This window comes from Gordonia sp. NPDC062954, assembly GCF_044543825.1.
GTDB classification, from domain to species: Bacteria; Actinomycetota; Actinomycetes; order Mycobacteriales; family Mycobacteriaceae; genus Gordonia; species Gordonia tangerina.
Genome location: NZ_JBITWL010000030.1, coordinates 44,423 through 59,054 on the forward strand (window position 1 = coordinate 44,423; position 14,632 = coordinate 59,054).

The window sequence follows — 14,632 nt, forward strand, 5'->3', positions numbered from 1 at the left end:
ACAACGCTACAGATAGCCGATCCACCCACGGACGAAACGGACGTTCAGCTCACCGGCGTCGACAACGTCGTGTTCATTCGCGCCACCGCCTGCTCATACTCGGTAACCAGATCCTCGATGAGTGCGGCGACCGGGGTGATCTCGTTGCAACGTCCCACGATCTGACCGGCCGGCATCGCCACCACCTCCGGATCGTCGGCGGCCGAGATCCGCGCGTGCGCCTCGCTGACGAGCAGATTCTGCAAGGGCATGGGCAGCGCGTCCGGCGCGCCGTCGGCGTCCCAGGCGTCTGTCCACTTCGTCTTCAGCAACCTGGCGGGTTTGCCGGAGTAGATGCGGCGACGCACGGTATCCCGCGACGTCGCCTTCAGCAGCGCCTTCTGCACCGTCGACGGCCCGTCAGCGTCCGGGGCCATGCCGAGCTTGTATTCGGCGGCGGTCAGCCAGTAGGTGCCCATCCACACGCCTTGCGCGCCCAACGCGATCGCCGCGGCGATCTGCCGGCCACTACCGACACCGCCGGCAGCCAGCACCGGCGCCGCGTCACCCAACGCGTCAACGAGTTCGGGCCAGAGAATCATCGAGGTGACCTCGCCTGTGTGGCCACCGCCTTCATAGCCCTGGGCGATCACGATGTCGACCCCGGCCTCCACATGGTGCAGCGCGTGTTCCTTCGCCCCCGCGAGCGCCGCGACGAGCAGGCCGTTGTCATGGGATGTCGCGATGACGTCTTCCGGCGGGGACCCCAGGGCGTTGGCGATCAGCTTGATCTGCCCGTACTTTCGCGTGTGCTCCATCGCGACGTCCACGTGGGATCGCGCGACGGAATGTAGCCAGCCGAGCACACCGGCGTTGACCCGTTCGCCGTTGGGCAGCGGTGGCACACCGAGGTCATCGAGGGTGCGTTCCACGAACGCCTTGTGCTCGGGCGGGATCATCGAGTCCAGGTCCACCTGGCTGCCCTCGGTGGGAATTTTCGCGGGCATCACGATGTCCACACCGAAGGGTTTTCCGTCGGTGTTCTCGTGCATCCACTCGAGGACCTCGTCGAGTTCGTCGGCCTCGTTGAAGCGCACACAACCCAGCACTCCCATGCCACCGGCGCGACTGATCGCGGCGGCCACATGCTGGCTCGGGGTGAATCCGAATATGGGGTAGTCGATGCCGAAACGGTCGGCGAGTTCGGTACGCATCTCAGCTCATCTCCGGCGCTACAGCGCCTCGTCGGCGGGACGTTCGGTGGTGATGCCGGCACCCCACCGGTAGTCGGGTTTGCCTGCGGGCGAACGCTTGATCTGATCGACGAACCAGACGCTGCGCGGGCACTTGTAGCCGGCGAGTTCCTTGCGGACCACGTCGTTGAGGTCGGCGATCGAGGGCCGGGCACCGTCACGGGTGGCGATGACGGCGGCAACCCGCTGCCCCCACCGGTCGTCGGTCACGCCGACGACAACCGTGTCGAACACGTCGGGATGCGCCTTGAGCGCACCCTCCACCTCCTCGGGGAAGACCTTCTCCCCGCCGGTGTTGATGGACACCGAGCCGCGCCCGAGCATGGTGATGGTGCCGTCCGCCTCCAGCTGCGCGTTGTCACCCGGCAGCGAATACCGAATCCCGTTGAACTCCTTGAAGGTCTTCGCCGACTTCTCCGGATCGTTGTGGTAGCGCAGCGGCACGTGCCCGGACCTCGCCAACACACCCACCTCGCCGCTGCCGGCCTCCACCGGAGTGCCGTCCTCACGCAGCACATGGGTCTCGCTGTCCGCCTTCACGCGTGGTCCACCGCTGTGTGGCGCGCCCTTGGCCACCACACTCAGACCTCCGAAACCCGTTTCCGACGACCCGATCGCGTCGACGATCACCGCATTGGGGAACCGGTCGACGAATTGATCCTTGATGGTCGGCGAGAACAGGCATGCCGACGACGCGATGGATACAACTGAGGACAGATCGTGTTCGTCCTTTTCCGCCAACGCCTCGATCATCGGCCGACCCATCGCGTCGCCGGTGATGAAGATGACGTTCACGCCGTGACGTTCGACGATGTCCCAGGCGGCGCTGCCGCTGAACTCCGGGTACACCACCGCTTTTCCGCCTGCGAACAGTGATTGGAAGATGGCCCACTGCGACCCGCCGTGGATGAACGGCGGGATCGGGTAGCGCACCAGCTGCCCGCCCGCAGCGCCGTCCTGCGCGAGCTTCCACTCATCGGCCACGGGTTCGCTGGTGTACCAGTCGATCCCGCCTCCGAGGACCCGCCACACGTCTTCTTGCCGCCACACCACACCCTTGGGCTTTCCGGTGGTGCCACCGGTGTAGAGCATGTACAGGTCGTCGTTGGTGCGCTTCTCGAAGTCGCGCTCGGTCGACGACTCCGCGATCGCATCGTCGTAGGGGATGGTGTCCTCGTAACCGCTGCAACTCAACGAAGCATCGCTGCCGTCGTCAATCGCGATCCGATGCTCGATCGACGGACAATTCGGCAACGTGTTGCACACCCGCTCGCAGAACTGTCGCTCGTGGATGAGGACCTTCATCCCGGAGTCGGTAAAGATGTGTTCGAGCTCGGCCTCGACGTAGCGGTAGTTCACGTTCACCATGACCGCGCGGGCCTTGAAGATCGCGACCATCGACTCGACCGCCTCGATGGTGTTACGGCTGTACAGACCCACTCGGTCGCCGGGTTGCACGCCGAGCTCGCGGAGTTTGTGGGCCAACGCATTGGAGCGCGCCTCCAAATCTGCGTAGGTGCGAGTGCGGTCGCCGGATTCCAGGGCGATGCGCTCGGGCATCAAATCGACGGCATGCTCGATGAGGTCGGCAATCGTGTAGGCCATGGCTCAAAATTAGAACGTGTTATCGTTTTGAGCAAGCAGCAATCCGCACCGATTCGCGAGGAACGACGATGACCACAGTTGCCGGTTCGCAAGCCGCCACCGACCACGCTCCCGACTGCCTCGTCGAGAAGCGCGGCCACGTCCTGATCGTGACCATGAACCGTCCGCAGGCACGGAACGCACTGTCGGCGGAGATGATGCGGATCATGGTCGAGGCCTGGGATCAGGTCGACGACGACCCCGACATCCGCGTGGCGATCCTGACCGGCGCCGGTGGCGCATTCTGCGCCGGCATGGACCTCAAGGCGATGAACAAGAACTCCCCCGGGGACACCGCCGATCAGGGCACCTGGAACCCGGCGAGCCTGCCCGCATTGCTGAAGGGACGGCGCCTCACCAAGCCGCTGATCGCCGCGGTCGAGGGCCCGGCCATAGCCGGCGGTACCGAGATCCTGCAGGGCACCGACATTCGGGTGGCCGGCGAGAGCGCGAAGTTCGGTGTGGCCGAAGCCCGATGGGGGCTGTTCCCGCTCGGCGGCAGCGCGGTGCGACTGCCTCGGCAGATCCCGTACACCATCGCCGCCGACCTGTTGCTGACCGGACGCCACATCACCGCAGCCGAGGCCAAGGAGTACGGCCTCATCGGTTACACGGTTCCCGACGGATCGGCTCTGGACAAGGCGCTCGAGATCGCCGAGGCCATCACCGCCAACGGCCCGCTCGCCGTACAGGCAATCCTCAAAACCATGCGTGACACCGAGGGCATGCACGAACTCGACGCCTTCGAGATCGAATCCAAGCTGGGCATCTCGGTGTTCAAGAGCAAAGACGCCAAGGTCGGTCCCCGCGCGTTCGCCAACAAGGAGAAGCCGGTCTTCACCGGGGAATGACCGCGGTCGAGCCGCCGGCGTCGGCATGGTTGGCGCCATGCCGGTTCGGGTATCCCCCTCATCGCAGCGATGAGAGGAGTACCGATGGCAGCAGAACACGACCAACCGCACATTCCCGACCCGGCCGATTCGGTGAACCCCGAACTCGCCTCCGCGGTCGACGCCGAGGATCTCGATGAGGACCGGCTGCAGCTCGACCCGCTCGAGGAGGGCATGGATCCTCCCGAGGGCTGGTCAGCCGCCGACCGCACCGGGGTCACCGCCCGCGAGCAGCGCGAAGGCGAAACGCTGGATGAGCGCCTCGCCGAGGAGGAACCCGACTTCGGCGATACACCCGAGGCGGGCGCTGTGGCCGAAGACGAGCGACAGCCAGACGGCACCGACGATCGTCGCACCACCACGAGTGGCGGGCAGTCAGCCGACGAGGCGGGCGGATCGGTCGCGGCCGCACAGCGCACACCGGGATTCGACGAGGAAACATGACCCGCGGCGACCCGGAAGCCGGCCCGGCAGCGCACGAGCAATCGACACGCAGCCTTGCCCTACCCGGCGTGGTCCTCGGCGTCGGTCTCGGTGGATTCGTCGACGGCATCCTGCTGCACCAACTCTTGCAGTGGCACCACATGCTGACCGGTACCGACGACGATCGGCTCGGTGTGGACTACTACTCGGCAGACACCGTGCACGGGTTGCAGATCAACACGGTGTGGGACGGGCTGTTCCACACGTTCACCTGGCTCGCCGTGCTCATCGGCCTGGCATTGCTCTACAGCCGGGTCACCGACGCCCGCCGCCGGCTGTGGACGTCACGGGCACTGTGGGGTTGGGTCCTGGTCGGCTGGGGCATGTTCAACCTGGTCGAGGGAGTCATCGACCACCACATCCTGCGGATTCACCATGTCCGCAGCGGTGATCACCAACTGCTGTGGGATCTCGGGTTCCTGGTCCTGGGCGCGCTACTCGTTGTCGGCGGATGGTTACTGCAACGCACCGCTCGACCGGTTCCTGGCGTCGACTCACTCGCAGGACAATGAACACGCTGGCACATGGCGCCGAGACCGCAGTTCCCACCGGCACCATCGCTGTCCTGGTGCTGGCGGCATTTGCCGGGACCACGTATGTTCTCGCTGCGCGGCGGCGCCACAGTGAGAACCGCGGCTGGGATCATCGGCGCACGGTCGGATTTCTGACCGGGTTGGCCTTACTGCTGGTCGCCGCCCGGCCGGCGACATCCGATGGGTTCGCCGACCACATGCTCGGCCACCTGCTCATCGGAATGTTTGCCCCGCTGGCGCTGGTGTTGTCTGCACCGTTGACCTTGCTGCTGCGATCTGTGCCGCCGTCGGTGGGCGCCGCGATCACTCGACTGTTCCGCTCCACACCGGCGCGTGTGATGACTCATCCGATCGTGTTGCTGACAGCCAACATCGGAGGTCTCGCGGCGCTGTACTTCACCGGCCTCTTCGGTCTCTCAGAGCGGAACAACCTCGTACATTCCGCGATCCACGTGCATTTCTTCGTGGTCGGATACCTGTTCGCCTGGATGATCGCCGGACCCGACCCCGGGCCACACCGGCCCGGCGTGCGGACCCGGCTCGTGGTACTCGGTGTGGCCATCTTCGGACACGCCGTGATCGCACAGCTGCTCTACGCGGGATGGTTTGTCGCGATCGACGCCCCGGCCGCAGAGATCCGTGCCGGTGGCACGCTCATGTACTACTGGGGTGACATCGCCGAGATCCTGCTCGCACTGGCGCTTCTGGTGACCTGGCGGCCGGATCACCGCAGCAGGGCGGGCGCACGTCGCGGCACAAGATCGAGTTCGAACCCCTTGGGCACCATGGTGAGTCGCTCGTCCACCGCGAGTTCGTAATCGGGGTCACCGGAGAGGTCGTATCGATGCAGGATGCGCGCGAGCACCAGTACCGATTCATGCAGCGCGAACTGGCGGCCGATACAGGCCCGCAACCCGGCACCGAACGGTTTGTAACTGTGCGCGGGACGCTTCTTGACGTTGGCCGGGAGGAATCGATCCGGGTCGTAGACATCCGGATCGTCCCAGACGGACGGATCTCGGTGAACGAAGCCGAGCACGATGATCGCCCAGTCCTGCGGCCGCATCCGGTAGGCGTCGGCCAGCATGGTCTCGCCCCGCGGGCTGCGGGCGAAGGCCGGCACCGTCGGCCAAATGCGCAGTGCCTCATCCAGACATCGGCGTATGTAGCGAAACTTCGGAATCTGCTCGAAGGTCGGCACCGCGTCCGAGTCGTCACCGAGGATCTCGTCGGCCTCCTGTTGCGCCTTCGCCAGGCAATGCGGGTTCCGCGACAGGTAGTACAGCGTGAATGACAACGCACCCGAGGTGGTTTCGTGGCCGGCCACCAGGAAAGTCAGAATCTGATATCGAATGTTCAACGGTGACAGTCGCTCCCCGCTCTCCGGGTGAGAGGTGTTGAGCATGATGCCGAGCAGATCGTGATCGTCGGAAGATGCCGAACGTTCGGCGATGAGGTCGTCGAGCATCTTATCTACATACGCCTGCTGGCCCGCGTTGCGCCGATCGATGAGCCTGCCGAGCAGCGCGCCTCCGGGCGCCGTCAGCAGACCACCCTTGCGACGCCCGGTTTCCAATGCTCGGATCATGGCGCCGACAAACGGATGCGGTTGCTGACTGGTGAAGGACCCGAAGTCGTGGCTGAACGCCGCACGACTCAGCGTTTCCATGGTCAGTTTCGTCATCGACTGCGTGACGTCCACCGGTCCGGCCTGCCGTTCCCAGAACGCGAACAGTTCATCGGCGGTGGCCAACATGATCGGGTGATACGACTGCATCGCCGACTTGGTGAACGCGGGCATCAGCAGTTCGTGTGCCAGTTGCCAGTTGGGTTCGTCGTTCTCGGCGGTGAACAGCCCGTCGCCGGCGTATTGCCGCAGGGCAGTGATCGCCGGTGGCAGCGCCTTGCAGAACCGCGTCTCATCGCAGAGCTCGGCGGCGAGCTCTGCACTAGACACGAACACGAAGTTCTGCCGAAAGATCCGCATCTCGAAGATGGGGCCGAGGTCGGCGCCCCACGCAAGCAAATCCAGGATGGGGTGTCTGGGGCTCGAGACTCCCAGGTCACCGATGAGCGGTTTGCGACGGTCGGCGTGCGGAAAGATTTGCCCCGACCAGTCGTTCTTCAGCGTCCTGACCACAGTTCGACCCTGCTCCCGGCGGATAGGCGTGTCAATCCATCCACGGATGGATTCTATCCGGGCGCACCCTTGACACGCGCGATAATGGAGAGAAGTCTCTGATAAATGATGGACCTGGATCTGGCACATACAGTGCTTGACGCCCAGCCGTTCAGTCGCATGCTCGGCGCACGCCTGACTCACATCGGCGACGATGGCGTCACACTGGCGGTCGACGTCCGCGACGATCTCCGTCAGCAGTACGGCTACATCCACGGCGGGGTGCTGAGCTACCTCGCCGACAATGCACTGACCTACGCCGCCGCGCTCGGTCTCGGTCCGGATATCGTCACCAGCGGCTTCTCGATCGAGTACCTCTCCCCTGCACGCGACGGGCGTGAACTGGTCACCCACGCGACACTTGTCCACGCGGGCCGAACCAAAGCCGTTGCCCGGTGCGACATCAGCGTCATCGACAATGACGGAACCCGGCGCGTGGTCGCCGCCGCGCAGGGAACGAGCATGGTCCGGGGCCGCGGGTCGAGAACCGCGCTACAGCATTGACGAGATCCTCGACGCCGCACTCGAACTCGTAGTCGAGGACGGCCCGGCGGCGGCGACCGTATCCGCCGTCGCCCGTCGCATCGGGGCACCGTCGGGGTCGGTCTATCACCGCTTCGCCAGCCGCGACGAGCTGATGGCCCGGCTATGGCTACGCTCCATCGCGCGATACCAGGAGGGCGTCGTCACAGCCTTGCGGCGCAACGATGCCAACGAGGCCGCCCGAGCCGCGGTCGCGCACTGTTTCGATTGGACGGCCGCGCATCCCGGGGAGTCCGCGCTGCTGCTGCAGTACAACAAGCGGGACCTGTTGCGCGCCTGGCCCGATACACTCGCCGCCGAACTCCGGACGCACAATCGCCGCACGCGCGAAGTGGTGCGAGGATACGCTCGACAACGATTCGGCTCATCCGATGCCGAGGTGATGGATCGGGTCACGTTCGCACTCGTCGACCTGCCCTACGCGGCCGTACGACGACATCTCCCCGACCGCGGCCGGCCTGCAGAGTGGTTGCGCGACTTCACCCTACGGTCCGCCGAGGCGATACTGGCCGAAGTTCCCACCAGGATTACGGACTCTTCGTAGCGCGAGGGCGGCGCGACTGCACGACCGCCCGGACTGTCCCGACGTCCCGGAAAATTGACAGTTGCAGGCATCAAAGTTTGGCGCTACTCTCGAAGATACGTTCGAACGACAGTCGGGGGATTCAGTGTCGGGCACAGATCAGGTCAGTGAGGTGCAGCAGCTGTATGCGCAGTTGCATGACCTGCTCGACCGTATCGATGCCGTCGACACCACCCCTGCCATGGATGACGCGGTGTTGGATGTGGCCGAACAACACGAACGTGCCCATCGTCGGATGAGTCTGATCGGGCATCGCCGCATGATGGACTGCAACGACCGCGGCGTACCCGGCCAACTCGGCTACCGCCACATCGGCGAGATGATGGCCCACCATCTACGCATCCCCGATCACCGCCGCCGCATGCGACACATGCGGGCCCTAACCGAATTCCGGTCCCTGCAGGGCGAACTCACCCCCCCACGCTATGCGGCGTTGGCCGCGGTGGTCGCCGACGGCGCCGCCACACCCGCCCACGTCGATGCCGTGTTGAAAGTGGTGAAGAAGATTCCCCGCTCGGTGCCACTCGACGTCGCCGAGAAGGCCGAAACCATGATGGCCGAATTCGCCCGCACCCTGACCCCCAAACAGATCCTGAAAGCCGGAGCCGAACTACTCGGGCGCATCGACCCCGACGGCACCCTGACCGATGAACGTGACCGCGCCCGCCGCCGCTCCGTACTCATCGGCGACCAAGATGATCAATCGATGAGCGAGTTCGACGGTGCCCTCACACCCACCACCCGCGCCATGCTCGACGTGATCCTCGCCAAGATGGCCGCCCCCGGGATGAACAATCCCGACGACAAGGACTCCCCACGCGGCGCGACTCTCGACGCCGACATCGAGAAACTGAAAGAGGCAGCCGGGCGCGACAATCGATCCACCGGCCAACGCAACCACGACGCGCTGCACACCCTGTTCCAGTTGGTCCTCGACGGCGGTGTGCTCGGCAAGAGCCACCGCGGTCTGCCGCCACACATCATCGTCAAGGTCAACGAAACCGATCTGCGTGACCGCACCGGGTTCGGACACACCGCCACCGGCACCCAACTGCCCATCGCCGACATCATCGAGATGGCCGCCGAGGCGCAATTCCACCTCGCCGTATTCAAAGACCACACCGCCCAACCGCTGTATCTGGGCACCGCCAAACGCTTCGCCAACCAGGCGCAACGATTGATGCACTTCGCCCAAGACGGCGGCAGCGGATGTTCCAAACCAGGCTGCTCACATCCGAGCGCGATCGTCGAAATCCATCACGCCGACAAAGACTGGGCCGACGGCGGCACCACCGACATCGACACCACCGCACCAGCCTGCCCACCACACAATCGGATGGTCGGCCCCAAACCCGGACAATGGACCACTCGCATCATCCGCCACGGCCGTGACGCCGGCCGCGCCGGGTGGACACTGAACCCACTCGACGGCAGCCCACCCGGACCACCCCAGGTCAACCGGATCCACGAGGTCGGCGAACTCTTCGAACACTACCTCCGCAGCGGCACGATCAGCGAGGACCCACAACCAGCCGAAACCGAACCACCGGCTGCGGACGCGGCGGTTCGGCGCAAGCCGATCTCGCCGGCACGACTCGCCGCACGTACTCGACGACGAAAGCGCAAGCTGCGTCGAACAAGTCACCACACCCGACAACGACTCCTGGCCCGGGTGCGGTAGGTCGCCTGGTCCTCGCGCGCCCGCCGATCAACCGCGCGTGAAACTGCACGCGCGGTTGGTTGCTGGGCGCGCGAGAGTTTTGCCGACGGTCACACCAGCGTCGCCAACTGACGGATCGTCTCCGCGTCGCGCGCGGTAACCATCAACATGCTCACGCCCGCAGCCTCCCACTGCTTGATCTGAGCACGCACCTCATCGGCGGTGCCGGCGATCATCGTCTCGCGCACCATCTCGTCGGGGACCGCAGCCATCGCCTCGGCCTTGCGGCCCTCGCGGAACAGCGCGCCGATCTCGTCGACCGCGTCGCCGTAGCCCATGCGCCGATACAGCTCGGCGTGAAAGTTCTTCTCCTTCGCGCCCATTCCACCGACGTAGAGTGCCGTCGACGGTCGGTACCGCTCCACGGCTTCTGCGATGTCATCGGTGATCACCACCTGCACCGTCGCCGCTACCTCGAAGTCGTCACGAGTGCGTCGGGCCCCGGGGCGCGCGAATCCTTCGGCCAGCCAGGCCTCGTACTGATCGGCCAGACGCAAACTGTAGAAGATCGCAAGCCATCCGTCGGCGATCTCCGCGGTCTGCGCCACGTTCTTCGGCCCCTCGGCGCCGAGCCAGATCGGAATGTCGGCTCGCAAAGGATGAGTGATCGGCTTGAGTGATTTGCCGAGTCCCGTCGATCCGGGCGCATCGGGCGGGTACGGCAACGGATAATGCGGGCCCGCGTTGGACAATTTGCCCTCACGGGCGAGTACGTCCCGGACCACCTGGACGTACTCGCGAGTGCGCGCCAACGGCTTGCCGAAAGGTTGCCCGTACCAGCCCTCGACCACCTGCGGCCCAGACACACCGAGACCGATGATGTGGCGGCCACCGGAGAGATGGTCGAGGGTCAACGCCGCCATCGCCAGCGACGTCGGCGGCCGCGCCGACAATTGCGACACGGCCGTGCCGAGCCGGATCCGGTCGGTCGCCGCACCCCACCAGGCCAGCGGGGTATAGGTGTCCGACCCCCACGACTCGGCAGTGAACACCGCGTCGAATCCAGCCTCCTCGGCAGCCGCGATGAGCTCCGGAGCATTGTCGATGGGGCCGGCACCCCAGTATCCGAGCTGCAGTCCGAGCTTCACGTGTGCATCCTCCGCGGGTCTGTGACGTGCATCTTGTGCCTCAATACTAGAACGTGTTCTACTCGATGGGTGAGCACCAGCACAACTGCACCCCGCCCTGCCCCGGCGAGTCCGGTCGCCGAGGTCCCCGCGCCCCAGTCGGAGATCCTGTCGGCGCCGCTGAAGAACTCCTTCGACTACACACGCTCGCTCGGACCCGTCCTGAGCCAGTTCGCCCTCGCTCTCCGCGACGGCCGCATCATCGGATCGAAGAGCAGCGACGGCACGGTATCGGTGCCGCCTCGTGAGTTCGACCCGATCGGCGGCGCGAAGACCACCGAGCTGGTCGACGTCGCCTCGGTGGGCACCGTGCTCACCTGGTCGTGGCAGCCGCACCCGCTGACGCCTCAACCCCTCGACAAGCCTTTCGCCTGGGCGTTGATCACCCTCGACGGCGCGGACACCGCGATGTTGCATGCGGTAGCGGTCGATTCGCCCGCCGACATCTCCACCGGCCTGCGGGTACACGCCGTCTGGAAGGCGGCCCGCATCGGCCGCATCGACGACATCGCCTACTTCGCACCCGGTGACACCTCCGACGCGGCACCGGCGAACGAGGCCGAGAACTCCGACGACGAACTCATCGTCATGCCGACCCCCATCAGCACCGAGATCATCCACTCGGCGACCGAGGAGGAGTCCTGGTATCTCGAGGGTCTCAAGGCCGGCAAGCTGTACGGGTCGCGGATCGGCTCCGGGGTGGATGCCGGGCGCGTCTACTTCCCGCCGAAAGCAGTCAGCCCGTCCGACGGTTCGGCCGCGGTGGAGCGGGTCGAGTTGGCCGACACCGGCATCGTGACGACCTTCTGCATCGTCAACGTCCCGTTCCAGGGGCAGCGGATCAAGCCGCCGTATGTGGCCGCGTACGTCCTGCTCGACGGCACCGACATCCCGTTCCTGCACCTGATCCTCGACTGCGAGGCCGCCGACGTGCGGATGGGTATGCGGGTGCAGGCGGTCTGGCAGCCCGAGGAGGAACGTGAACTGTCCATGGGCAGCATCAGCCACTTCCGCCCCACCGGTGAACCCGACGCCGAGTACGAGTCGTATCGCGAGTTCCTCTGAGCGACAAACATTCTTCGACCGGACCACTTCCATCAAGGAGTCTGCAGTGACCCTCCCCCGGATTGCGATCGTCGGGTTCGCGCACAGCCCGAACATCGTCGGGACGCACGGCACCACCAACGGTGTCGAGATGTTGATCCCGTGCTTCAACAAGCTCTACGCCGACCTCGGCATCTCTCGCACCGACATCGAATTCTGGTGCAGCGGCTCGTCCGACTATCTTGCCGGCCGCGCATTCTCGTTCATCTCGGCCATCGACTCGATCGGCGCGATGCCGCCGATCCATGAATCCCACGTCGAGATGGACGGCGCCTGGGCGTTGTACGAAGCGTGGGTGAAGATCGCCACCGGAGAGGTCGACCTCGCCCTGGCCTACGGTTTCGGCAAGTCCACCGCCGGCAACATGGATCAGACCCTCGCCCTGCAGCTCGACCCGTACACCGTCGGGCCGCTGTGGCCCGACGCCCGTTCGCTGGGCGCCCTGCAGGCCCGCGCCGGGATCGACGCCGGCACCTGGTCCGAAGAGGACATGGCGGCGGTGGCCGCGCGCACCTCCGGAGCGTCGGTCGACGAACTCATGAGCTCCGAGTATGTCGCCGATCCGCTACGAGCACACGACATTGCGCCCTACACTGATGCCGCCGCGGCGGTGATCATCGCCAGCGAGCGCAAGGCGAAAGAGCTCGTCGCCAACCCCGCCTTCGTCACCGGCTGGGATCATCGCATCGACACACCCAACTTCGGTGCACGGGATTTGACGATCTCGCCGTCGACGAAACTCGCCGGCGACACCGCGTTCGGCGATCGCAACCGTGCGGTCGACGTAGCCGAGATCAACGCGTCATTCACCCATCAGGAGCTGATCGTGCGCAACGCACTCGACCTCCCGGAGTCCGTGCGGATCAACCCGTCCGGCGGTTCACTGGCGGGCAATTCGCTGTTCTCCGCCGGACTACAGCGGGTTGGCTACGCCGCCCACGAGATCCTCACCGGTAACGCGGGTACCGCGCTGGCCCATGCATCGAGCGGCCCGCTGTTGCAGCAGAACATGGTGGTCACCCTGGCAGGAGACGAGAACTGATGGCACACAACAATCGCGCAGCAGTCCTGGGCACCGGCCAGACCAAGTACGTCGCCAAGCGTCACGACGTCACGATGGCCGGCATGTGCCGGGAGGCCATCGACGCCGCCCTGGCCGATGCCCAGGTATCCATCGACGATGTCGACGCCATCGTGATCGGCAAGGCGCCCGACCTGTTCGAGGGGTCGATGATGCCGGAACTGGCGATGGCCGAGGCCCTCGGCGCGGTCGGCAAGCGGATGATCCGCGTGCACACCGCCGGATCGGTCGGCGGATCGACCGCCAACGTCGCCGCGTCGCTGGTCTTCGCGGGGGTACACAAGCGTGTGCTGGCGGTCGCCTGGGAGAAGCAGTCGGAGTCGAATGCCATGTGGGCGTTGTCGATTCCGGTGCCCTTCACCAAACCCGTCGGTGCCGGCGCGGGCGGCTTCTTCGCACCGCACGTGCGTGCCTACATCCGGCAGTCCGGCGCCCCCGAGCACATCGGCGCGATGGTGGCCGCCAAGGACCGGCGCAACGGCTCACTCAACCCGCTGGCCCATCTGCAGCAATCCGACCTCACCGTCGAGAAGGTGATGGGTAGTCAGATGTTGTGGGACCCGATCCGCTACGACGAGACCTGCCCGTCGTCGGACGGCGCCTGCGCGGTGGTGATCGGCGCCGAGGACGTGGCCGACGCCGCGGTGGCAGCCGGCAACCCGGTTGCGTGGATTCACGCCACCGCGATGCGCACCGAACCGTTGTCGTTCGCCCACCGCAACGTCGTGAGCCCGCAGGCCAGCCGCGATGCGGCGGCCGCCCTGTGGAAGGCCGGAGGTATCGACAACCCGGTCGAAGAGATTGATGCCGCCGAGGTGTACGTGCCGTTCTCGTGGTTCGAACCGATGTGGTTGGAGAGCCTCGGGTTCGCGGCCGAAGGGGAGGGTTGGAAGCTCACCGAGGCCGGCGAGACCGAGATCGGTGGCCGCATCCCGCTCAATGCGTCCGGCGGCGTGCTCTCGTCGAATCCGATCGGCGCATCGGGCATGATCCGCTTCGCCGAGGCCGCCATCCAGGTGATGGGCAAGGCCGGCGACCATCAGGTCCCCGACGCCCGCAAGGCCCTCGGTCACGCCTACGGCGGTGGCTCGCAGTACTTCTCGATGTGGCTGGTGGGCGCCTCCAAGCCCACGCACTAGCGGCGCAACCCCACCTCCCGAACGCGCCCAGCACGGAGGCCGACAGAACCCAAAAATTCGCCGAGAGAACCCTCATTTTCGTCGACGGCATCCTTGGGCTCAAGTGGTCACCGCAACAGCCTGTCTGTTGGAGGTTGCTGGTGGCGAACAATCGTGTGCCCGCGGTGAAGCGTGAGCGGTTTTGGGTAGCTCTCGGGGAGGGTAGTTCGGTGGCTGCGGCCGCCCGTGTGGCGGGGGTGTCGGCGTATTCGGGGTATGTGTGGATGGCTGCAGCGGGTCAGCCGTTGCCCTCGGGGCGGGCTCGACGTCGGCGCGCCACGCTCGAAGATCGGGAGTTGTTCTGGGCTGAGCTACGTGCGGGTGCGAGCATTGCG

14 protein-coding genes and 1 pseudogene are annotated in these 14,632 nt (G+C 65.7%); 11 read left to right on the top strand and 4 right to left on the bottom strand.

Annotated elements, in window-relative coordinates; genetic code table 11:
• Positions 1 to 44: 44 nt before the first annotated feature.
• Both ACIGKQ_RS22165 and ACIGKQ_RS22170 read right to left on the bottom strand, forming a co-directional pair.
• The gene (locus ACIGKQ_RS22165) at positions 45 to 1,193 is read right to left on the bottom strand and encodes an NAD(P)H-dependent flavin oxidoreductase (RefSeq protein ID WP_396574950.1); all 1,149 of its coding nucleotides are present in this window, start codon (positions 1,191 to 1,193) and stop codon (positions 45 to 47) included.
• Between the two features lie 18 nt (positions 1,194 to 1,211).
• Complete coding sequence (locus tag ACIGKQ_RS22170) at positions 1,212 to 2,837, bottom strand: acyl-CoA synthetase (protein ID WP_266059996.1); 1,626 nt, start codon at positions 2,835 to 2,837, stop codon at positions 1,212 to 1,214.
• A gap of 68 nt (positions 2,838 to 2,905) precedes the next feature.
• Here ACIGKQ_RS22170 and ACIGKQ_RS22175 point away from each other — a divergent pair, with 68 nt between their 5' ends.
• The 4 genes from ACIGKQ_RS22175 to ACIGKQ_RS22190 all read left to right on the top strand — a co-directional run bounded on the left by ACIGKQ_RS22175 (position 2,906) and on the right by ACIGKQ_RS22190 (position 5,600).
• A complete protein-coding gene (locus ACIGKQ_RS22175) occupies positions 2,906 to 3,727 on the top strand; it encodes a crotonase/enoyl-CoA hydratase family protein (protein ID WP_235726067.1) in 822 nt (273 codons plus the stop codon).
• 84 nt (positions 3,728 to 3,811) lie between these two features.
• Complete coding sequence (locus ACIGKQ_RS22180; RefSeq protein WP_235726066.1) at positions 3,812 to 4,210, top strand: hypothetical protein; 399 nt, start codon at positions 3,812 to 3,814, stop codon at positions 4,208 to 4,210.
• Positions 4,207 to 4,761, top strand: coding sequence for a DUF2243 domain-containing protein (locus ACIGKQ_RS22185; RefSeq protein ID WP_235726065.1), 555 nt, complete (start codon positions 4,207 to 4,209; stop codon positions 4,759 to 4,761). Before ACIGKQ_RS22180 ends, ACIGKQ_RS22185 begins: the two co-directional genes overlap by 4 nt.
• Positions 4,758 to 5,600: a cytochrome c oxidase assembly protein gene (locus ACIGKQ_RS22190; RefSeq protein WP_235726064.1), complete on the top strand. Its 843-nt coding sequence runs from the start codon at positions 4,758 to 4,760 to the stop codon at positions 5,598 to 5,600. Before ACIGKQ_RS22185 ends, ACIGKQ_RS22190 begins: the two co-directional genes overlap by 4 nt.
• On the opposite strand, the gene ACIGKQ_RS22195 is transcribed toward ACIGKQ_RS22190, so the two are convergent.
• Positions 5,507 to 6,922 carry a cytochrome P450 gene (locus ACIGKQ_RS22195; RefSeq protein WP_396574951.1) on the bottom strand — a complete coding sequence of 472 codons (1,416 nt, stop codon included), beginning with the start codon at positions 6,920 to 6,922 and terminating at the stop codon, positions 5,507 to 5,509. The two genes, ACIGKQ_RS22190 and ACIGKQ_RS22195, sit on opposite strands and share 94 nt — an antisense overlap.
• Positions 6,923 to 7,027: 105 nt before the next feature.
• On the opposite strand from ACIGKQ_RS22195, the gene ACIGKQ_RS22200 reads away from it, so the two are divergent.
• From ACIGKQ_RS22200 to ACIGKQ_RS22210, 3 genes are all read left to right on the top strand, one after another.
• On the top strand, positions 7,028 to 7,465 hold the full coding sequence (locus ACIGKQ_RS22200) for a PaaI family thioesterase (RefSeq protein ID WP_396574952.1): 438 nt from the start codon (positions 7,028 to 7,030) through the stop codon (positions 7,463 to 7,465).
• A complete protein-coding gene (locus ACIGKQ_RS22205; protein WP_396574953.1) occupies positions 7,380 to 8,048 on the top strand; it encodes a TetR/AcrR family transcriptional regulator in 669 nt (222 codons plus the stop codon). The genes ACIGKQ_RS22200 and ACIGKQ_RS22205 overlap by 86 nt, the downstream gene beginning before the upstream one ends.
• Before the next feature lie 124 nt (positions 8,049 to 8,172).
• Positions 8,173 to 9,768 (top strand): DUF222 domain-containing protein, encoded by a 1,596-nt coding sequence (locus ACIGKQ_RS22210; RefSeq protein WP_396574954.1) that lies wholly within the window; start codon positions 8,173 to 8,175, stop codon positions 9,766 to 9,768.
• An 89-nt stretch (positions 9,769 to 9,857) separates the two neighbouring features.
• Here ACIGKQ_RS22210 and ACIGKQ_RS22215 read toward each other — a convergent pair whose 3' ends face one another.
• A complete protein-coding gene (locus ACIGKQ_RS22215; protein ID WP_396574955.1) occupies positions 9,858 to 10,895 on the bottom strand; it encodes an LLM class F420-dependent oxidoreductase in 1,038 nt (345 codons plus the stop codon).
• A gap of 69 nt (positions 10,896 to 10,964) precedes the next feature.
• Between ACIGKQ_RS22215 and ACIGKQ_RS22220 the strand changes: the two genes are divergently transcribed.
• The 4 genes and pseudogenes from ACIGKQ_RS22220 to ACIGKQ_RS22235 form a co-directional block, all read left to right on the top strand.
• A complete protein-coding gene (locus ACIGKQ_RS22220; RefSeq protein WP_396574956.1) occupies positions 10,965 to 11,999 on the top strand; it encodes a Zn-ribbon domain-containing OB-fold protein in 1,035 nt (344 codons plus the stop codon).
• A 46-nt stretch (positions 12,000 to 12,045) separates the two neighbouring features.
• Positions 12,046 to 13,080: a thiolase domain-containing protein gene (locus ACIGKQ_RS22225; protein WP_235726057.1), complete on the top strand. Its 1,035-nt coding sequence runs from the start codon at positions 12,046 to 12,048 to the stop codon at positions 13,078 to 13,080.
• Positions 13,080 to 14,258, top strand: coding sequence for a thiolase domain-containing protein (locus tag ACIGKQ_RS22230; RefSeq protein WP_235726056.1), 1,179 nt, complete (start codon positions 13,080 to 13,082; stop codon positions 14,256 to 14,258). Before ACIGKQ_RS22225 ends, ACIGKQ_RS22230 begins: the two co-directional genes overlap by 1 nt.
• Positions 14,259 to 14,398: 140 nt before the next feature.
• Positions 14,399 to 14,632 (top strand): annotated as a pseudogene (locus ACIGKQ_RS22235) (IS30 family transposase); the annotation flags it as partial.

What these genes read in the sequence shown, in the direction of transcription:
- ACIGKQ_RS22165 (WP_396574950.1), bottom strand. Translation starts at nt 1,193, where the DNA reads ATGCGTACCGAACTCGCCGACCGTTTCGGCATCGACTACCCCATATTC.
- ACIGKQ_RS22170 (WP_266059996.1), bottom strand. Translation starts at nt 2,837, where the DNA reads ATGGCCTACACGATTGCCGACCTCATCGAGCATGCCGTCGATTTGATG.
- ACIGKQ_RS22175 (WP_235726067.1), top strand. Translation starts at nt 2,906, where the DNA reads ATGACCACAGTTGCCGGTTCGCAAGCCGCCACCGACCACGCTCCCGAC.
- ACIGKQ_RS22180 (WP_235726066.1), top strand. Translation starts at nt 3,812, where the DNA reads ATGGCAGCAGAACACGACCAACCGCACATTCCCGACCCGGCCGATTCG.
- ACIGKQ_RS22185 (WP_235726065.1), top strand. Translation starts at nt 4,207, where the DNA reads ATGACCCGCGGCGACCCGGAAGCCGGCCCGGCAGCGCACGAGCAATCG.
- ACIGKQ_RS22190 (WP_235726064.1), top strand. Translation starts at nt 4,758, where the DNA reads ATGAACACGCTGGCACATGGCGCCGAGACCGCAGTTCCCACCGGCACC.
- ACIGKQ_RS22200 (WP_396574952.1), top strand. Translation starts at nt 7,028, where the DNA reads ATGATGGACCTGGATCTGGCACATACAGTGCTTGACGCCCAGCCGTTC.
- ACIGKQ_RS22205 (WP_396574953.1), top strand. Translation starts at nt 7,380, where the DNA reads ATGACGGAACCCGGCGCGTGGTCGCCGCCGCGCAGGGAACGAGCATGG.
- ACIGKQ_RS22230 (WP_235726056.1), top strand. Translation starts at nt 13,080, where the DNA reads ATGGCACACAACAATCGCGCAGCAGTCCTGGGCACCGGCCAGACCAAG.